The 19,399-nt window shown below is 29.3% G+C and carries 18 protein-coding genes; 11 read left to right on the top strand and 7 right to left on the bottom strand.

Annotated features, from left to right (window positions below; genetic code table 11):
* Positions 1 to 2: 2 nt before the first annotated feature.
* The 3 genes from BM549_RS00090 to msrA are packed head-to-tail and all read right to left on the bottom strand — an operon-like array spanning position 3 to position 1,507.
* Complete coding sequence (locus BM549_RS00090; RefSeq protein WP_290468383.1) at positions 3 to 305, bottom strand: hypothetical protein; 303 nt, start codon at positions 303 to 305, stop codon at positions 3 to 5.
* Positions 306 to 360: 55 nt separating this feature from the next.
* Positions 361 to 957, bottom strand: a complete 597-nt coding sequence (gene folE, locus BM549_RS00085) for a GTP cyclohydrolase I FolE (RefSeq protein ID WP_290468382.1) — start codon at positions 955 to 957, stop codon at positions 361 to 363.
* 1 nt (position 958) lies between these two features.
* Complete coding sequence (msrA, locus tag BM549_RS00080; protein ID WP_290468381.1) at positions 959 to 1,507, bottom strand: peptide-methionine (S)-S-oxide reductase MsrA; 549 nt, start codon at positions 1,505 to 1,507, stop codon at positions 959 to 961.
* Positions 1,508 to 1,685: 178 nt separating this feature from the next.
* Here msrA and BM549_RS00075 point away from each other — a divergent pair, with 178 nt between their 5' ends.
* The 5 genes from BM549_RS00075 to BM549_RS00055 all read left to right on the top strand — a co-directional run bounded on the left by BM549_RS00075 (position 1,686) and on the right by BM549_RS00055 (position 8,706).
* On the top strand, positions 1,686 to 4,208 hold the full coding sequence (locus BM549_RS00075; protein WP_290468380.1) for a DUF5916 domain-containing protein: 2,523 nt from the start codon (positions 1,686 to 1,688) through the stop codon (positions 4,206 to 4,208).
* 52 nt (positions 4,209 to 4,260) lie between these two features.
* A complete protein-coding gene (locus tag BM549_RS00070; protein WP_290468379.1) occupies positions 4,261 to 4,920 on the top strand; it encodes an ABC transporter ATP-binding protein in 660 nt (219 codons plus the stop codon).
* A gap of 54 nt (positions 4,921 to 4,974) precedes the next feature.
* Positions 4,975 to 6,675, top strand: coding sequence for a hypothetical protein (locus BM549_RS00065; RefSeq protein ID WP_290468378.1), 1,701 nt, complete (start codon positions 4,975 to 4,977; stop codon positions 6,673 to 6,675).
* Complete coding sequence (locus BM549_RS00060; RefSeq protein WP_290468377.1) at positions 6,668 to 7,432, top strand: TIGR02757 family protein; 765 nt, start codon at positions 6,668 to 6,670, stop codon at positions 7,430 to 7,432. The genes BM549_RS00065 and BM549_RS00060 overlap by 8 nt, the downstream gene beginning before the upstream one ends.
* A gap of 71 nt (positions 7,433 to 7,503) precedes the next feature.
* Positions 7,504 to 8,706 carry a GAF domain-containing sensor histidine kinase gene (locus BM549_RS00055; protein WP_290468376.1) on the top strand — a complete coding sequence of 401 codons (1,203 nt, stop codon included), beginning with the start codon at positions 7,504 to 7,506 and terminating at the stop codon, positions 8,704 to 8,706.
* A 69-nt stretch (positions 8,707 to 8,775) separates the two neighbouring features.
* Here BM549_RS00055 and BM549_RS00050 read toward each other — a convergent pair whose 3' ends face one another.
* Both BM549_RS00050 and BM549_RS00045 read right to left on the bottom strand, forming a co-directional pair.
* Positions 8,776 to 9,090: a DUF6799 domain-containing protein gene (locus BM549_RS00050; protein WP_290468375.1), complete on the bottom strand. Its 315-nt coding sequence runs from the start codon at positions 9,088 to 9,090 to the stop codon at positions 8,776 to 8,778.
* 110 nt (positions 9,091 to 9,200) lie between these two features.
* Entirely contained in the window at positions 9,201 to 11,108 is a 1,908-nt protein-coding gene (locus tag BM549_RS00045; RefSeq protein WP_290468374.1) for a peptidase M61, read from the bottom strand.
* 129 nt (positions 11,109 to 11,237) lie between these two features.
* Between BM549_RS00045 and BM549_RS00040 the strand changes: the two genes are divergently transcribed.
* The 5 genes from BM549_RS00040 to BM549_RS00020 are packed head-to-tail and all read left to right on the top strand — an operon-like array spanning position 11,238 to position 16,453.
* Entirely contained in the window at positions 11,238 to 12,245 is a 1,008-nt protein-coding gene (locus BM549_RS00040) for a glycosyltransferase family 2 protein (protein WP_290468373.1), read from the top strand.
* Between the two features lie 32 nt (positions 12,246 to 12,277).
* The gene (locus BM549_RS00035) at positions 12,278 to 14,224 is read left to right on the top strand and encodes a BatA domain-containing protein (RefSeq protein WP_367112923.1); all 1,947 of its coding nucleotides are present in this window, start codon (positions 12,278 to 12,280) and stop codon (positions 14,222 to 14,224) included.
* A complete protein-coding gene (locus tag BM549_RS00030) occupies positions 14,221 to 15,474 on the top strand; it encodes a dihydroorotase family protein (protein ID WP_290468372.1) in 1,254 nt (417 codons plus the stop codon). Before BM549_RS00035 ends, BM549_RS00030 begins: the two co-directional genes overlap by 4 nt.
* Positions 15,474 to 15,803: a hypothetical protein gene (locus BM549_RS00025; protein WP_290468371.1), complete on the top strand. Its 330-nt coding sequence runs from the start codon at positions 15,474 to 15,476 to the stop codon at positions 15,801 to 15,803. Before BM549_RS00030 ends, BM549_RS00025 begins: the two co-directional genes overlap by 1 nt.
* A gap of 2 nt (positions 15,804 to 15,805) precedes the next feature.
* The gene (locus BM549_RS00020) at positions 15,806 to 16,453 is read left to right on the top strand and encodes an alpha/beta hydrolase-fold protein (protein WP_290468370.1); all 648 of its coding nucleotides are present in this window, start codon (positions 15,806 to 15,808) and stop codon (positions 16,451 to 16,453) included.
* Between the two features lie 6 nt (positions 16,454 to 16,459).
* On the opposite strand, the gene BM549_RS00015 is transcribed toward BM549_RS00020, so the two are convergent.
* Positions 16,460 to 16,900, bottom strand: coding sequence for a hydrolase (locus BM549_RS00015; RefSeq protein ID WP_290468369.1), 441 nt, complete (start codon positions 16,898 to 16,900; stop codon positions 16,460 to 16,462).
* Positions 16,901 to 17,021: 121 nt separating this feature from the next.
* A complete protein-coding gene (locus tag BM549_RS00010; RefSeq protein ID WP_290468368.1) occupies positions 17,022 to 17,783 on the bottom strand; it encodes an MBL fold metallo-hydrolase in 762 nt (253 codons plus the stop codon).
* Positions 17,784 to 17,888: 105 nt separating this feature from the next.
* On the opposite strand from BM549_RS00010, the gene BM549_RS00005 reads away from it, so the two are divergent.
* Positions 17,889 to 19,340 (top strand): TonB-dependent receptor, encoded by a 1,452-nt coding sequence (locus BM549_RS00005; RefSeq protein WP_290468367.1) that lies wholly within the window; start codon positions 17,889 to 17,891, stop codon positions 19,338 to 19,340.
* Positions 19,341 to 19,399 lie beyond the last annotated feature (59 nt).

Genomic DNA, 19,399 nt, shown 5'->3' with positions numbered 1-19,399 from the left:
AGTTATTCTACTTCTATAATAGTTTCTTCTTTTTTAGTACTTATTACGTAAGTATAAAACCACATTATAGTAAATGTTGGTATAACATCTAATCCTGGTAAAATTTCCTCAACAAAACTAACTGCTGCGGCAACTTTACCTTTTCTGCCTTTATACATCTTAGTCATTAACCATGACGAAGCTGGTGCCCAAAACAAGTCTATAAATTCACCTAAAAAGGGAACTATAAAACTTGCATAACCTACTGCATCAAATATAATACTTAAGGCTAGTTTTTTGTATTTGCTTGTGTTTTCTAAATTCATTATGTTGTATTGTGTTAATAATCAATACATAGCAAATAGTGTTCCAAATTAATGTTTAAGACAAGGTCTCACTAATTAGTTTTAAAAATTCGGTACGTGTTTCTATATTTTTAAAAGCGCCTCTAAATCCAGACGTGGTAGTGACAGAATTTTGTTTTTGTACACCTCGCATTTGCATACACATATGGCTGGCTTCTAAAACAACTGCAACACCTTCTGGTTTTAAAGTATCATCAATACAATTTAAAATTTCATGTGTTAAGCGCTCTTGTACTTGTAATCGCCTTGCAAAAACATCAACAATTCTTGGTAATTTACTTAAACCTACAATGTGACCGTTTGGAATATATGCAATGTGCGCTTTACCAAAAAAGGGTAAAATATGGTGCTCACACAAAGAATAAAATTCAATATCTTTTACTACAACCATATCGTTATAGTCTTCTTTAAACATTGCACCTCTTAAAATATCTGCTGCGTTTTGATTATAACCTTGAGTTAAAAACTGCATGGCTTTTGCTGCACGTTCTGGTGTTTTAACTAAACCTTCTCTGCTTGTGTCTTCACCTAAATCTTCAATTATTTCTTTATAACGATTCTTTACATCATCGGTAACTTTAATATTATATTCTTCAAATTTTTTATAAGGCATTCTAGTTTGTTTTTAATTTATCACTATAATAAGTACTTAGTTTTTTTATTTTTGGGTCTATAACATACTGGCAATAAGATGCTTCTTTGTTACGCTCATAATATTCTTGATGATCTTCATCTGCAATATAAAAAGCGCCTAATGGTGTAACTTCTGTTACAATTGGTGCGTTAAAAATATTTTCTTTATTTAAAAAAGTAATAAAAGCTTCAGCTTCATGTTTTTGCGTCTCAGAATTATAAAAAATTGCAGATCTGTATTGTGTTCCTATATCATGACCTTGACGATTTAATGTAGTAGGATCATGAGTTGCAAAAAATATTTCTAAAAGTTCAACAAAACTTACTGTTGTATCATCAAAAAAAACCTGAATACCTTCAGCATGACCAGTTCTTCCTGTACAAATTTCTCTGTATGCTGGATTTTTAATATTACCTCCCGTATAACCCGAAATTACTTTATTTACGCCTTCTACTCTATTAAACACAGCTTCTGTACACCAAAAACATCCACCAGCCAAAGTCGCTATTTTTAATTGTTTCTCTTCCATTTTATAAAATTACTTAGAAATCTATTCATTTTACCAATATAAATATGAAAACAAATTTAGTTTTAACTTTTAATTATGAAAAAAAAAGGATTCTCAAAGTAGTTTTGTTTAACTAACTGTAACACTATAAAAAAAATATAGTCTTTAAGACATCAATCAAAAAATAAAACCAAACTTAATGATACGTTATTTACTAATTTCGCTAACTATACTATTATCTGTTACTTCTTTCGCTCAACACAAAAAAAAATACATAATAAACCGTACTAATCAAGCACCAAAAATTGATGGTGTTTTAAATGATGCTGTATGGGAAAATGCTCAAATAGCTACAGATTTTGTGCAGTTTAGGCCAACTGCAGGAAAAACAATGCCAAAAAATAAACGTACCGAGGTTAAAATGACTTACGATGATTCTGGTATATATATCGCTGCATATTTATATGACAATCCTGAAGATATGTTAAGACAATTTACACAACGTGATAATTTTGGACAGTCAGATTTTTTTGCTGCTGTTTTTAATCCAAATAATGATGCACAAAATAATACAGAATTTTTTGTGTTTAGCTCTGGTACACAAGCCGATGCTGTGGAGAATACTGGTGGTGAAGATTTTGGGTGGAATGCCGTTTGGGAAAGTGCAACTAAAACAATGAGTGATGGTTGGGTTGTAGAAATGAAAATCCCTTATCGTGCTTTACGTTTTACACAACAAGAAAACCCTATTTGGGGAATACAATTTCATAGACAATATAGAAAAACAAGAGAACAAGCAACCTGGAACCCATTTGATATTACAAGTGGTGCTGCAATAGGCTTATATAACGGTGAATTACGCGGTTTAAAAAACTTACAGCCACCAACTCGATTAAACCTTTACCCTTTTGCATCTGCTGTTATAGACGATTTTGATGGTGAAACTAACCAAGATTATAACGTAGGTTTAGACATTAAATATGGCATAACAGAAAATTTTACTTTAGATGCTACTTTAATTCCAGATTTTAGCCAAGCAGGTTTTGATAATGTACAATTAAATTTAGGGCCTTTTGAGCAAACCTTTTCTGAACGTAGACAATTTTTTACTGAAGGATTAGATCTTTTTAGAAAAGGAAATTTATTCTTTTCAAGGCGAATTGGTAGTGCTCCAATTGGTAGTCCTAATCTTGCTGAAAATGAAGTTTTAGATGAAGAATACCCAAGAAAAACAAATCTTTTAAATGCTGTAAAAGTTTCTGGTAGAACAAAAAATGGCTTAGGAATTGGATTTTTTAATGCTATTACAGAAAAAACTGAGGTTAGAGTTAAAACAACTAATGTACAAGACGATCCAAATACAGAAATAAATGAAGAAGTTATTTCTTATAGAGATGAAGTTGTAGAACCTTTAGCAAATTATAACATTTTAGTTGTAGACCAACAGTTTAACAAAAACTCTTCTGTAAGTTTAATTAACACAAACGTAGTTAGAAATGGATCTAATAGTAGAGATGCTAATGTTACAGCTTTAGTTACAGATTTATCTAACAAGACAAATAGTTTTGGTTTAAATGCTCAAGCTAAAATGAGTAATATTAATTATCCTAACCAAAGCAGTAATATAGAAGAGGAAGAAGAAAGTTTATTAGACAAATTAGAAACTGGATATAGCGGAAGCATTTGGGCTGGAAAAACTAGCGGACAATACCGTTATAGCGGAAACTACTCTTTTGCAGATACTAAATTCGATATTAACGATATGGGATTACAGTTTAGAAACAACTACAGTAATTTTGGTTTAGATGCTTCTTATAGAATATTTGAACCTACCAAGAAACATAATAATTTTGAAATAGGACTTTGGTTTAATTACAATCAATTATTTAACCCAAATACTTATACAGGTAAAAACTTTGGTGGTCGCGTTTTTGCTGTTGGTAAAAAAAGCTTAATGGCTTATGGTGGTAGCTTTAATGTACAACCAGGAAAGCAATTTGATTATTTTGGACCTCGTGTTTCTGGTCGCTATTTTATAAGTGAAGATTGGTTAAATACTTCTATTTGGATGTCTTCAGATTATAACAAAACCTTTGCTTTAGATGCAGATATAGGATACGAAACACTATTTGAAGATGGTAGATCTTACCAAAGTGTGTTTTTTGAAGTTGAACCAAGAGTAAGATTAAATGAAAAATTTATTATTGTTTATGGTTTTCAATGGGATCAAGAACTTAGAGAGCGTGGCTGGATTGATTTTATTGGTGACGATATTATTTATGGGCAACGCGACCAGTTAACTATAGAAAATAATTTGTCTGCTAACTATAATTTCAATCCGTTTCACGGTTTAACATTAAGTTGTAGAAATTACTGGAGCGCAGTACAATATGAGAATGAATTATTTGCTTTAGGAGAAAATGGCCGTTTAAATCGTGATGATGATTATACAAAAGACGATTTAAGTGATCCAGATATTAATTTTAGTACTTGGGATGTAAATTTCACATACAAATGGCAATTTGCACCAGGAAGCTTTTTAACAGCACAATACAGAAACCGTATTTCTAATTTTAACACCAATGGTTCGCAAAATTTTGGTAATAGTATAGACGAATTGTTTGATAACCCTAAAGGAAACACTGTATCGTTAAAAATGGTATACTTTATAGATTATAACAACATTAAAAATATGTTTAAAACAAAATCTAAAACCATATAAAGTTGTGCAATAACGTACAAAATACTATTTTCATTTTTTTTAAAATTGAAGTATGATTAAAGCGGAAAATATACAAAAGTATTACGACGATTTACACGTTTTAAAAGGTGTTGATGTTCACATTAAAAAAGGCGAAATAGTTTCAGTTGTTGGTGCATCAGGTGCAGGAAAAACAACCTTATTACATATTTTAGGCACTTTAGATGCTGTTTCTAAAACCTCAAATTCATCATTAATTATAAATGATATCAATATAAATTCACTTTCTGAAAAACAATTAGCAAAATTTAGAAATGAAAATATTGGGTTTATATTTCAGTTTCACCAGCTATTACCAGAATTTACAGCAATTGAAAACGTTTGTATTCCTGCTTTTATAAAAAAAACACCCAAAGCTGAAGCTACAAAACGCGCCAAAGAATTATTAGATTTTTTAGGTTTATCGCATAGGTATGACCATAAACCTAACGAATTATCTGGTGGCGAGCAGCAAAGAGTTGCCGTAGCAAGAGCTTTAATTAATAATCCTGCTTTAATTTTTGCCGATGAACCTTCTGGAAACCTAGATAGCGAAAGTGCAGAAAATTTACATAACCTATTTTTAAAACTAAGAGATGAGTTTGGGCAAACCTTTGTTATTGTTACGCATAACAATGACTTAGCAAATTTAGCCGATAGAAAACTAACCATGGTAGATGGTAAAATTATTTAAGTTTTTAAACAGTTTATAAAAGTTGTATTTTCGTTAGCAACTTAAATCGCATTAATGCTTTTAATTTTACTTTCTTGGATTTATATTTTTGCTACAACTCTTGTATTTGGAGTTGCTACAGCAAAATTATTTAGAATACAAGCTATAGATACTATTACAGCAGTATTTATTGGTAGTTTTACAGTTACACTTTGCATTGGTTTTTGGTCTATTTTTAATGCAGTAAACACGCTTTTTTATATTGTATTTTTCGTAATAAGTTTACTATTATATTTAAAAAATAAAACAGATGTATACTATAAAATCAAGCAACTTAAAACATCGTTTCTTCAATTAACATCCTTTTTTAAAGGCTTTATAATTTTTCTGTTGTTTGTAATTTTAGCTAAATGCGCATCAGCACCATTTTTACTTGATAACGAAACCTATTACATTCAAACCATAAAATGGTTAAACCAGTACGGTTTTACAAAAGGCTTAACTAATTTGCATTTATTTTTAGGGCAAACCTCTGGATGGCATATACTGCAAAGCGGATATAATTTTGAGTTTATTTACAGTAATTTGAACGATTTAAGCGGTTTCTGTTTATTTCTAGGAAACGTATTCGCCATAGAAAAACTTAATAATTATGTTAGGGATACAACTAAAAACAAAATAGATTTAATTATTGGTTTATTTCCAATTTTTAATGTTTTTCTATTTCAATTTATTGGTGCTCCATCTCCAGATATAGCAATTTATGTTTTAGGTATAATTATTTTTTATGAGTTTTTAAGTTGCTACAAAATGTATAATATTTACTCATTTCACGCCGTATTTTTACTCTCAGTATTTGCAACATTTATAAAACTAACAGGATTTATATACTTTGTATTAGCACTTGTACTCTACTTTCACTATTATAAACACACTAAAAAAGACAATAAAATTTTAGCTGGTTTTGGTATAATTACATTAGTACTATTTTTAGTAAAAAATACAATTATTACTGGCAATCCATTTTATCCATTACATATTAATTTTTTAAAAACTAACTGGAGTTTACCTAATAGTGTAAGTTCTTATTTTTCGGTTTATGAAAAAGCAGCAAGCTATGGCTTAGACCTAGAAAGCTACAACATGTTTTCTTTTATCTCACGCCTTAAAAGTTGGGTAAGTTACTCTTTAATAGATGGTGTTTTTAATGCTTCAATGCTAATTTTATTATTAATTACGCCACTGTTTATATTAAAATTAAAGCAGAAAAAACCTATACTAATAGTTTATTTTTCAGGAGTTTTTGCATTTATAATTTTATTATTTATAGTACCGCAGTATCGTTTTTTCTTTCAGTATTTAATACTATTTTCTCTTATTGTATTATCATCTATAATTAAGCACAAACATATAATAACTCTAGTATTATCTGTTAGTTTAATAACAGTTATAACTTCTACATTTTTAAGCTTTAATCTTTCTAATTTAACAAATACACAAGCGCATAATACAACCAACTCATTTTCTTTTAAACATATAATAACGCCTTATAAAAATTCAAAATACAAAATGGATTTTGAAACTATAAACATTGAAAACACCACAATACATTCGCCAGTATTTATAGATTTTTTCTGGGCTACTGGTGAGTTACCATTACCTGCTTTAAACAAAGCTCAATATGAATATTTTAAAACTAATTTTAATATTATACCGCAGCAGTTTAGTGACGATTTAAAAGATGGTTTTTATTCTAAAAAAATAATGAATGACTAAAAAAGAATTAAAAGAATTTTTAGATGCTAAAGTTGAGCAATATAACAGACTTGATTTTATAGATAGCGACCCAATTCAAATTCCACATAAATTTAGTAAAAAAGAAGATATTGAAATTGCAGGCTTTTTAAGTGCGACTATAGCTTGGGGAAACCGTAAAAGCATAATTAACAATGCAAATAAAATGATGCAATTATTAGACAATGCACCATTTGACTTTGTAATTAATCATGAAGAAAAAGATTTAGAACCATTAGAAAGCTTTGTGCATCGTACATTTAATGGTATAGACTTTATAACGTTTATTAAAAGTCTACAACATATATACAATAATCACAATGGTTTAGAAGCTGTATTTTCTAAACACGCAAATAAGCAATCCATACAACCTGCAATACATGAATTTAAAACTATTTTTTTTGAAATAGAACATTTAAAGCGAACTGAAAAACATGTTAGTGATCCTTTAAAAAAATCTGCAGCAAAACGCATAAATATGTTTTTACGCTGGATGGTTAGGCAAGATAAAACAGGTGTAGATTTTGGTATTTGGCAAAGCATATCACCAAGTATTTTATCCTGTCCGTTAGATGTACATTCTGGTAATGTAGCTAGAAAACTAGGTCTTTTAAAGCGTAAACAGAACGATGCAAAAGCATTAGCAGAACTTGACCTATCGCTTAGAAAATTAGATAAAAACGATCCTGTTAAATACGACTTTGCGCTGTTTGGTTTAGGTGTTTTTGAAGGTTTTTAACTTATAATAGAAAAAAAAGTAAGAACTAAGTATTTTAATACTATATTTACATTTAGCCTAAATTTGTAAATGTGATAAGTCCTTCTATTCCAGAAAATGAAGCAGCTAGATTAAGAGCTGTAAAAAGTTATAATTTGTTAGATACACTTCCAGAAAGTGACTTTGATACAATTACAGCATTAATAGCTTCTCTTTTTAATGTACCTATAGCATTAGTTACATTATTAGATGCCGATAGAAACTTTTTAAAATCGCATTATGGTGTTCCGTTTAGCGATTCTCCAAGAGACATCTCTTTTTGTGGCCATGCCATATTAACAGATGGTGATATATTTGTTATTGAAGACTCAAGAAAAGATATTCGATTTCAAGATAATCCATTAGTAAAAGATCATAACGCTATATTTTATGCTGGTGCGCCATTAGTAAACAAAGATGGTTTTAAACTAGGAACCCTTTGTGTTTTCGATTCTAAACCTAGAAAAATAACTAGAATTCAACGTGAAGCCTTAATTGCTTTATCTAGTCAAGTCGTAAACCTTTTTGAGTTGAGAAAGCAAAATAAAGAATTAATAGAAACTAAGGCTGTTTTAAAAGAAAGGAATGAGGAATTAAAAACCTTTGCAGGTACTGTTTCTCATGATATGAAAATGCCTTTGGCTAACTTAATTGTTACGTCTGATATTATTAAAGTTAAATACGGAAAAAAGCTAGACGAAAAAGGTTTAGAATATTTAAGCTATTTAAAAAGTGCATCACTAAATCTAAGCAAATATATTACTGGTTTATTAGAACATTATGAAAGTGATAAAATAGATAATGAAACCGAAAGTTTTGATTTACATCATTTATTAGAAGAAATAGTAGATCTTTTAAATATAAATTTAAACTGTGAAATTAATTTTCCAGATAAAAACGAAGAACTTTATTGTAATAGAGCCGCTTTAGAACAAGTATTTTTAAACTTAATAGGAAACAGTTTAAAGTATAATGATAAAGAAGAAATTATAATTGATATAGATTGTAAAAAACAAGATGACCACTACTTTTTTACAGTTAAAGACAATGGTATTGGTATTCCAAAAGAAAAACAAAACGAGATATTTAACTTATTCTCCACTATTGGAAATGTAGACCGCAACGGTAATAAAGGCCATGGTATTGGCTTATCTACAGTTAGAAATATTGTACAATCTTTAGGTGGTACTATATCTGTATCTTCAATAGAAGGAGAAAGTACAACTTTTGAATTTTCAATTCTTATAGAACAGTAAGAAACATATAAAATAAAAAAGACCTGCATGTTTATGCTGGTCTTTTTTTATATTTAAATTAGAAGTAAGTTATCGCTTCATTTTCTTTTTAAGCATTTTATTTAAATCTGCTTGCGATTTGTATTTCTTTCCACTCATGCCTAAGCATTCTCCATCAGATAATTTCATAGATTTATCGTCTAAAATATAAGTACCATTAGGTTTAACTACAATACCATTTTTTAGCTTTAAATCTTCTTTTAAAGGTTTAACACCTTCAAATGTGTAATGAAACACTTTATCATTAAGTAAAATCACATAATCACTATCTACAGGTTTCTCTTGTGCAATAGCTGTTGCTATACTCATTAAGAAAACAAAACTCATTAAAATTAACTTCTTCATTTTTTTATTTTTTAAGGTTAAAACTTGCATTTTTAAGTATTTAAAGATACTTAAAATTATGCTTTAAAGCAATTTATTCAATTACTATGCCAAGCTTTAAATACTAATTACTAGCCTTTTAACCAAGCTTGTCTTAATTCGTTTTGTTTAGCTGTTGCATTTGGGTCTACTTCTAAATTAGAACCTGTTGTATAAGATTGTGTTAAAGTGGTTTTAACTACAATTTCTTCTCCATTTCTATCTAAACGTACATCTACTTCTCTACCTGGTTTCCATAAATAAGCAGCAGAAAGTAATTGGTTTGCATTACTTAAAGTTAATTTTTCACCATCTATTGTTTTTATTACATCTCCTGGTAACACACCATTTTCTGCCCAAAAACTATTGTCTTTTACTGCTTCAGAAAAAGGAATTGTACCGTTAGCTACATTTGGTTTAAAAATTAAAACACCATCATTTTGTATGTAGTTTGTTTTTACTTTGCCTTCAGTCATTTTTAAACCTACTTTTGCAAAAAAGTCGTTATAGTTAATTGGTGTTCCGCCTACAACATGTTTTTGTAAAAATTCGCCAATGCTAGGATACGTCATCGCTGTGATTTCACTAATTAAGTTATCATCTTCAAACGGTTTATTTTTCCCGTATTTAAGAGATAATTCTTTCATTAAAGATAAAATACCACGGTTACCGTTGCTCTCTTCACGCATTAAAATATCTATACACATACCAATTAATGCTCCTTTTGAGTATACATTTATGTACTCTCCTGCGTAAGGCTCATCAAGAATATTTTCACTCATTGTAGTAAAACTCATCGCATCATTATAATTTGATGCAGATTTAATTTTACCCATTATTTTATTATAAAATTCTTGCTCTGTAACTAAATCTTGATCTACTTGAAAAAGTGTTGCAAAATATTCTGTTACACCTTCATACATCCATAAATGTTTAGAAAATGTTGGTTCGTTATAATCAAAATAATGTACATCTTCAGAGTGTACACTTAATGGTGTTACAATGTGAAAAAACTCATGCGAAACAACATCAATCATACTTTCTGCTAAAGCTTCATCTGGCATAGATTCTGGTAAAACTACAACTGTAGATGTGTGGTGTTCTAAAGCACCAAAACCTTTTGGTGATTCGGCTTTACCTTCAGATAAATATAAATATATATCATACCTAGGTGTGCTGTTTACATCTCCTAAATATGTTTTTTGTGCTTGCATCATTTTCTCCATAGTTGCTTTTACTTTTGCTGCACTATGCACATTGTTTGGAGAATACACACTTAATACAATTTTAATATCGCCAACCTGAAATTCTTCAACATCCAAATTACCATAAAACATTGGGTTATCTGTAATATCAAAATATCTTGGAGCAAAATAACTAGAGGTCATTGCTAAACCATCATCACTCATTTTTGTACCTGTTTCTTGTAATGCAGATGTTCTTGCCATTGTTTTTGGAGCTGTAACATCTAATTTATATTGTGCATTTTTTAAAGAATCAAAATAGCCAATAAACCCATGTAAGTTAAGTACATAGTTTGTATCTTCAATATTAGTTCCTGCTGGAGAAAATGGTACTTCACCACCAATGCCACCACCATTTGCTTCCATATCAAAAGTATCGTTAACATTGTACATTATTTTATCTAAGTTCGAAGCATTGGCAATAGTCCACGTGTTTGTGTCTAATTTTGTTACCTCTAAAGCATTACCGTTATAATCTATAGCTTGAAAATTTTCTATGTATTTTCCAAAATCACTAACAGAATAAGTACCTTGTACAACTCTAGGCAGTCTATAAGTTACTGTTGGCGTTGTAAAACGACCAGGATTGATAACTACTGGCGCTTTATCATCTACAACTTTTGTTAAGTCTAAAGTAGTTTCAATTGGATTTAAGGTTGCTAAATCGCTGTTAGATTTGCTACTTGCGTTTTTAGTAGAATTACAACCTACTAAAAGCAAACCTGCAAATGCAACGGTAAAAAATTGGTTTTTCATTATTAAAGTGTTTTGTTAAAAATCTTAATGCTTTTAAGACGCTCAAAAATATATCTTGTTACATAATTTTATTTAAAAATTATGTTAATTAGTATTTTCACGACATTTAATTCATGCTATATTGCAGCAATGAAACAAGCGCTAATTAGTATTCTCATTCCTTTTAAAAACACACAAGATTATATTGGCGAGTGTTTACAGTCTATTATTAAACAAACTTATAATGATTGGGAATTAATAATTATCGACGATAGTTCTACAGATAATAGCTACAATATTGTTAACGCTTTTGCGGAAAAACATAGCAATATTGCCTTATTAAAAAACAATGGTTCTGGCATTATAGATGCATTAAAACTTGCTTTTAAACATAGTAAAGGTGAATTTATTACTAGAATGGATAGTGATGATATAATGGATGAAGACAAGTTAAAAACGCTTCATAATAACTTAATTACAAACGGAAAAAAGCATATAGCGACAGGATTGGTAAGTTATTTTTCTGCTAAAGGCATTAGTGATGGCTATAAAAAATACGAACAATGGCTTAATATGCTTACCAAAAATGGTAATAACTATAATGAAATTTATAAAGAATGTGTTATACCATCACCTTGTTGGATGTTACATCGTGAAGATTTAGAAGCTATTAATGCTTTTAATACAAATCGCTATCCCGAAGATTATGATTTAACTTTTAGATGTTACCAAGCTAATTACAAAATAATACCAAGTAACAAAATACTTCATTATTGGAGAGATTATGGTACTCGAGCTTCTAGAACCGATGCTAATTATGCCGAGAATAGCTTTATAGATATAAAAATACACTACTTTTTAAAATTAAATTATAACAACAAAAAACCTTTAGTTGTTTGGGGTGCAGGAAAAAAAGGAAAAACTATTGCAAAAAAATTACAGGAAAATAATATTCCTTTTTATTGGGTTTGTGATAACCCTAAAAAAATAGGAAAACATATATACAATGTTGAAATGAAACCGTTTCAACACATAGCTGCATTAACTAATCCACAAATTATTGTAAGTGTTGCTAACAGTATAGAACAAGACACTATTAAAGCTTACTTACATGCGCATAATAAAATTTCTATGCATGATTATTTTTTCTTTTGTTAAAGCAAGTAATAATTAAGTTTAAGTTTTTATATTTGTCTAATTCAAAATTAGCAATGCAGTTTAAAAACCCAGAACTTCTTTACGCACTATTCTTACTGCTAATTCCTGTTTTAATTCATTTATTTCAATTACGTAAATTTCAAAAGGAATCGTTTACTAATGTTGCCTTTTTAAAGAAAGTTACTTTACAAACTAGAAAAAGTTCGCAAATTAAAAAATGGTTAGTTTTATGTTTAAGAATGTTACTACTTGCCGCAATTATTTTTGCGTTTGCACAGCCGTATATTTCTAAAAACAAAACTTTTAATGCAAAAACCGAAACTGTAATTTACCTAGATAATTCTTACAGTATGCAGGCTAAAGGAGATAAAGGTGAATTATTAAAACGTGCAGTAAATGATATTATAGAAAATGTTGGTGAGACAGAAACACTATCTATTATAACTAATAATGATGCGTTTAGAAATACTACCATTAAAGCCATTACTAATGATTTATTAAGTTTAAATTACTCCTCTAACCAATTAAGCTACGATGCAGCGCTTTTAAAAAGTAAAAAATACTTTACTAAAAACGAAAACACAATTAAAAACCTCTTGTTTATTAGTGATTTTCAGCAAAAAAATCAAAACTTAAACTTAAATGATAATTTAGATATAAATCTAAATTTAGTACAATTACAACCAGTAAACACGACTAATGTCACTGTAGATAGCTTATACATTTCTAAACAAAACGCTAGTAATTTAGAACTTACTGCGGTAATAAAAAACAACGGCAATACGATAGAAAACCTTCCTGTTTCTCTTTTTAATAATCAAAATCTACTAACAAAAAGCGCTGTAACTATTACAGATAAAGCTACTGCTGTTTTTACCTTACCAAATAACCAAATAATAAATGGTCAAGTAAGTATAGACGATACAAATCTTCAGTTTGATAATACGCTATATTTTAATATAAATCGCAGTACAAAGCTTAATGTATTAACAGTTAATCAAACCAATGACTCGTTTTTAAAACGTATTTATACCGCTCCAGAATTTAATTATACGTCTACAACATTTAATACTTTAAACTATAGCGACATAAGCAAGCAAAACCTTATTGTTTTAAACGAATTAGAACAAATACCAGGAGCATTAAATACGGCATTAAAATCGTTTACAAATAATGGTGGCATAGTAATAGTAATACCTCCAGCAACAACTATAGATTTAGCATCTTACAATACTATTTTAAATAACTTTGGTTTAAGTAAAATTTCTAGCAACAATATTACCGAGAAAAAACTAACTACAATAAACTATTCGCACCCTATATTTAATAGTGTTTTCGAAAAAAAAGTAAGTAATTTTCAATATCCTAAAGTTAATAGCTTTTATGCACAAAATGTAACGACTTCTCCTCTATTACAATATGAAGATGGTAAACCTTTTTTATCTGAAAATAACGGCCTTTACTTTTTTACAGCTGCTTTAAATACCAAGAATAGTAACTTTACCAATATAAACTTAGTTGTTCCTACGTTTTATAACATTTCGCAACAAAGTTTAAAACGCTCAAACTTATACTATACAATTGGTAAAGAAAATAAATTTGACGTTGTTACTAACTTACAGCAAGATGCTGTACTAACGTTACAAAAAGGCGAACATAAAATAATACCACAACAACAATATTTTAATAATAAAGTAACTATAACAACAAACGAAACGCCAGAATTAGCAGGAATTTATACCATAAAAAATAAAACCGAAATTCTTGAAAATGTAAGCTATAACTATTCTAGAGACGAAAGTGTTTTAAACTATCAACAATTTTCTAATAACGATAATGTTACGGTTAGCAACTCGGTGTCACAAACCTTTAATAACATAAAAAGTGATAATAATGTTAATGCGCTATGGAAATGGTTTGTTATTTTTGCCTTGTTACTTTTAATTACCGAAATGCTCATCTTAAAATATTTTAAATGAACGTACTTATAAAATCTGCAACTATTATTGATGCAAAGAGTAATCACCATAATACTACTCAAGATATTTTAATTGAAAAAGGCATAATTTCTAAAATTGCCAAAAACATAAAAAATACAAATAATTACAAAGAGATTACTTTAGAAAACCTACATGTATCTCAAGGTTGGTTTGATAGTAATGTTTGTTTTGGTGAGCCTGGTTTTGAAGATAGAGAAACCATAGAAAACGGACTTAAAACTGCGGGAAAATCTGGCTTTACAAGTGTGGCATTACAAGCAAATACACTACCAGTTATAGATACAAATGCTTCAATTTCGTTTTTAAAAACTAAAGCCCAAAATAATGCAGTAAACTTATACCCTATTGGAGCATTAACCATAAAAAGTGATGGCGTTGATTTAGCAGAATTATTTGACATGAAAAATGCTGGAGCAGTAGCATTTTCAGATTATAAAAAACCAATTAAAAATCCAAACCTTTTAAAAATAGCTTTACAGTATGCTAGTAACTTTGAAGGCTTAGTGTGTTCTTATCCACAAGAAAACAAAATAGCTGGAAACGGAGTAATGAACGAACATATTACTAGTACTGGACTAGGTTTAAAAGGAAATCCTAATTTAGCAGAAGCTTTACAAATTGCACGTGATTTATATATTTTAGAATATACTGGAGGGAAATTACACATACCAACAATTTCTACCTTAGAAGCTGTTAATTTAATTCGTGAAGCAAAACAGAAAAAATTAAACGTTACTTGTAGCGTTGCAATACATAATTTGTGTTTAACAGATAATGAATTAAGCGATTTTGAAACTAAATACAAAGTATTACCACCATTAAGAACACAACAAGATGTAAATGCACTTTTAGAAGGTTTAAAAGATGGTACAATAGACATGGTTACAAGTGATCATAACCCACAAACCATAGAGAATAAAAAAATGGAGTTTGATTATGCTTCTTATGGAACTATTGGATTAGAAAGTGCTTTTGGAGCTTTACAAACAGTTGTAACCACTAAAAAGGCAATACAATTACTAACCAATGGTAAACAAACATTTAATGTAAATACTCACATGATAACTGAAGGAGAAAAAGCAGATTTAGCACTTTTTAATCCAACGTATACATACAATTTTTCTACAGAGAATATTATATCAAAATCTAAAAACAGCATATTTATAAACCATAAGTTAAAAGGAAAAGCTTACGGTGTAATAGCTAATAAAAAAATAGTTTTACAATAATGAATACAAATGCAGCAGAAGAAGGCAAAACACTAAGTGTAGTTGCTTATTTAACCATAATAGGTTCGGTAATAGCTTTAATAATGAATCAAGATAAAAAAAATCCTTTTACTTCATTTCATGTAAGACAAGGTTTAGGGCTTTGCTTATCATATATGATTTTAGGGTATTTTGTTGGAAGTTTTGATAGCTGGATGATTTCTACTGCTTTTTGGCTTGGATTTGGTATTCTATTTATTTACGGTATAATTGGAGCTATTACAGGAAAAATGAACGAAGTTCCATTAGTAGGACCTTTTTATCAAAAACTATTTTCAAGCATAGGATAATAATGAGCACACTTTCTTTAACACACGTAGTACGCGAATCTTCTTTAAAAGAAAATGCGCCTTTATTAATTTTATTTCATGGTTATGGTAGTGATGAAAACGATTTGTTTTCTTTTGCTACAGAGTTACCCGAAGAACTTTTTATTGTTTCGGCACGTGCACCTTACCCAATGCAACCTTTTGGTAATGCTTGGTACGCCATAAATTTTGATGCCGAAAAAGGTAAATGGAGTGATAATGAACAAGCTATAAAATCTAGAGATTTAATTGCTAGTTTTATAGACGAAGTAATTGCTAAATATCCTGTAAATAAAGATAATGTTTCACTTTTAGGCTTTAGTCAAGGTAGTATTTTAAGTTATGCTGTGGCATTAACTTACCCAGAAAAAATTAGAAATATTATTGCTTTAAGTGGTTATGTAAATTCAGATTTATTTGAAATTAAAACTAAAGATAATTATAAGCATTTAAGCTTCTATTGTTCACATGGTAGTGTAGATCAAGTAATTCCTGTAGATTGGGCAAGACAGTCTCCAAAATTTTTAGAAGCTTTAGATATAGATTATAAATACTCAGAGTTTCCTGTTGGTCATGGAGTTGCACCACAAAACTTCTACGAATTTAAAGATTGGCTTATAACTAAACTTTAAAAACAATTAATTTATTGGGTATAAAAACGATTTGGCAACATTGTATTTTAATTCGCCTTTTTCGTTTATATCGTAAGTTATAAATAATTCACCTTCAAATTGCCCATCTGTAAAATCGGCAATTATCCATTTATGGTTTAAAATGCGAACAATATTTATTTGCATTCTGTTACCTTCACTAGAACCGTAAGGTACTAATGGATGTTGTTCGCCTTCAAAAATATTTTGAGCATAAATACCATCTTCTATCGCTTTTAAAAGCTGATCAACATCATAACCTTGATCTTGAAAATAGAAATAAGACTTTTCATTACTATCAAAATTAAAGTATGATAAATCTGTAATTTCATCATTTAATTTTAAAATAGAATCTTGATATTTTTTAATTCGTTTTTCGCTATTTGCGACTTTTCGGTTGCTATCATCAAAAATATTTTTCGAATTCATATATTGAAATAATATAAGTAATAACGAAAAAATAAATAAGTACATAAAAATGCGATTCTTCATAACAACAGGTAAATTTAATTTTGGATTTTATTTATTTGGTGAAAATAATTTTTAAATTTTATAATTCTAAGGTTAATTCATCATAAGCTAAAAAAACATTTTCCGGAAGCTTTTTTTCTACTTCGTCATGAAACCCTAAATAATGGCTTATATGAGTTAAATATGCTTTTTTAGGTTTCACTCTATCAATAATACTTAATGCTTCGTCTAAATTAAAATGAGAAATATGAGCTTCTTCTCGCAATGCATTTATTACTAAAACATCTAAATTATAAAGTTTTTCTAATTCCTTTTCGGCTATCGTTTTCATATCTGTTAAATAAGCAAAATCTTTAAAACGGTAACCAAAAACTTGTAGCTTGTGGTGATAACCTTCAATAGGTATTACGTCTATATTCTTTAATTTAAATGGTGTGTTTTTTATTTCATGCTCTATTACATTTGGTACACCAGGATATTTATCTTTAGTGGTAAATATATACGCAAAACGTTTTTGCAATTCACCTAACACACGCTTATGTGCGTAAATATCTATATCGCCTTGACGAAAGAAAAAAGGTCTAATATCATCTAATCCAGCAGTATGGTCTGCATGTTCATGAGTAAAAATAACACCATCTATTGCGTTACAGTTAGCACGAAGCATTTGCTGCCTAAAATCTGGGCCACAATCTATAACAAAAGTATAGGTATCCCATGAGACTAATACCGATACACGTAAGCGTTTATCTTTAGGATTGTCACTTAAACATACTGGATGTGTACTACCAATAACGGGTATACCTTGTGATGTTCCTGTACCTAAAAATGTGATTTTCAAAAGAGAATATATAATTAATTTATACTCACACAAAAATAGGATATTTTTTTTGTTTGGTATAGTTATTTGGTACCTTTGTCTGTAAGATAAATCAATGCTATTACTATGGAAATTACCCTAAAAGGAGATACTAATATTGAAAGTATTCCATCAATAAAAGATAAAGCACTACGTATAAATTTAAATCAAAATATATATGGTACTTTTTCAGAAATTGGCGCAGGACAAGAAACTGTAAGACAATTTTTTAGAGCTGGTGGTGGCTCTGGAACTATTGCAAAAGCAATGTCTGCTTACGATAAAGATTTTAGTGATGCCATATATGGTATTGAAGATGATAGACGTTACGTTACAGAAGCACGTTTACGCAAAATGCTTGATCATGAAATTAATTTAATCGAGCAACGTATTACCAGAGATAAACATCCTCATAAAATGTTTTTTAGTTATGCAAACACTGTAGCAACTATAGATTTTGCAAAAAAATATAAAGGACACGGTTGGGTTGGTATTAAGTACCAAGTAGATGCAGAGCAAGATTATAATGAAATTGTTTTGCACATTCGTTTTAAAGAAAATGATGCTCGTTTACAACAAGAAACTCTAGGTAAATTAGGAACTAACTTAATTTATGGTGCTTTTTATAAATATAATGAACCAAGAAAATTACTGCGTTACTTATACGACCACTTAGATAAAGACCAATTAGAAATTGATACTATTAATTTCTCTGGTCCTATTTTTGAAGATGTAGATAACCGTTTAATGAGTTTACAACTTGTTAAAAATGGTATGACAGATGCCGTTATGTTTGCACCAGATGGAAATAATGTATTACCTGCTAGAGTATTATATAAGAAAAATATTTTAGCATTGCGTGGTAGTTTTAGACCTGTAACAAAGGTTAATATGGACATGTACCAGAAATCTCTGGATATGTTTATAAAAGAAAGTAAAGTAGACGAAGAAAAAACACAAGTTATTTTTGAAATTACTTTATCTAACCTTAGAGCCGAAGGTGAAATTGATGAGCAGGATTTTATGGATCGTGCTAGGTTATTATGTTCTTTAGGGCAAACAGTACTTATTTCTAATTTCCAAGAATACTATAAATTAGTAGAATACTTTTCTCAATACTCTAAAGCTAGAATGGGCTTAGCAATGGGAGTTAATAATCTTGTAGATATTTTTGATGAAAAATACTACCGTCACTTAAGTGGTGGTATTCTTGAAGCCTTTGGTAAATTATTCTTTAAAGATTTACGTGTGTATTTATACCCAATGCAAAATGATGATGGTTCTTTAACTACAAGTAACGATTTAAAAGTACACCCAAGAATGAAAGAGCTTTACAAATTCTTTAAGTATAATGGTAAAGTTGTAGATATAACAGATTATGATGCGTCTACATTAAATGTGTTTTCAAGAAAAGTATTAAGTATGATATCTAAAGGAGAAGATGGTTGGCAAAAAATGTTACCAGAAGGTGTTTCTAGCTTAATAATGGAAAAAAGTTTATTTGGTTGTGAGACTGAAGAAATACCAAATAGAGAATAAAATTTAAATTATATATAAAAAAAAGCCGCTTAAATAAGCGGCTTTTTTTATGAATGAAT

It is taken from the genome of Lacinutrix sp. MedPE-SW (genome assembly GCF_001874145.1).
In the GTDB taxonomy this organism is placed as follows: Bacteria; Bacteroidota; Bacteroidia; order Flavobacteriales; family Flavobacteriaceae; genus Lacinutrix.
This window is presented reverse-complemented; position numbering and strand designations above follow the sequence as displayed.

What these genes read in the sequence shown, in the direction of transcription:
- BM549_RS00090 (WP_290468383.1), bottom strand. Translation starts at nt 305, where the DNA reads ATGAATTTAGAAAACACAAGCAAATACAAAAAACTAGCCTTAAGTATT.
- BM549_RS00020 (WP_290468370.1), top strand. Translation starts at nt 15,806, where the DNA reads ATGAGCACACTTTCTTTAACACACGTAGTACGCGAATCTTCTTTAAAA.
- BM549_RS00070 (WP_290468379.1), top strand. Translation starts at nt 4,261, where the DNA reads ATGATTAAAGCGGAAAATATACAAAAGTATTACGACGATTTACACGTT.
- BM549_RS00005 (WP_290468367.1), top strand. Translation starts at nt 17,889, where the DNA reads ATGGAAATTACCCTAAAAGGAGATACTAATATTGAAAGTATTCCATCA.
- BM549_RS00015 (WP_290468369.1), bottom strand. Translation starts at nt 16,900, where the DNA reads ATGAATTCGAAAAATATTTTTGATGATAGCAACCGAAAAGTCGCAAAT.
- BM549_RS00050 (WP_290468375.1), bottom strand. Translation starts at nt 9,090, where the DNA reads ATGAAGAAGTTAATTTTAATGAGTTTTGTTTTCTTAATGAGTATAGCA.
- folE (WP_290468382.1), bottom strand. Translation starts at nt 957, where the DNA reads ATGCCTTATAAAAAATTTGAAGAATATAATATTAAAGTTACCGATGAT.
- BM549_RS00075 (WP_290468380.1), top strand. Translation starts at nt 1,686, where the DNA reads ATGATACGTTATTTACTAATTTCGCTAACTATACTATTATCTGTTACT.
- BM549_RS00045 (WP_290468374.1), bottom strand. Translation starts at nt 11,108, where the DNA reads ATGAAAAACCAATTTTTTACCGTTGCATTTGCAGGTTTGCTTTTAGTA.
- BM549_RS00030 (WP_290468372.1), top strand. Translation starts at nt 14,221, where the DNA reads ATGAACGTACTTATAAAATCTGCAACTATTATTGATGCAAAGAGTAAT.
- msrA (WP_290468381.1), bottom strand. Translation starts at nt 1,507, where the DNA reads ATGGAAGAGAAACAATTAAAAATAGCGACTTTGGCTGGTGGATGTTTT.
- BM549_RS00065 (WP_290468378.1), top strand. Translation starts at nt 4,975, where the DNA reads ATGCTTTTAATTTTACTTTCTTGGATTTATATTTTTGCTACAACTCTT.
- BM549_RS00025 (WP_290468371.1), top strand. Translation starts at nt 15,474, where the DNA reads ATGAATACAAATGCAGCAGAAGAAGGCAAAACACTAAGTGTAGTTGCT.
- BM549_RS00060 (WP_290468377.1), top strand. Translation starts at nt 6,668, where the DNA reads ATGACTAAAAAAGAATTAAAAGAATTTTTAGATGCTAAAGTTGAGCAA.
- BM549_RS00040 (WP_290468373.1), top strand. Translation starts at nt 11,238, where the DNA reads ATGAAACAAGCGCTAATTAGTATTCTCATTCCTTTTAAAAACACACAA.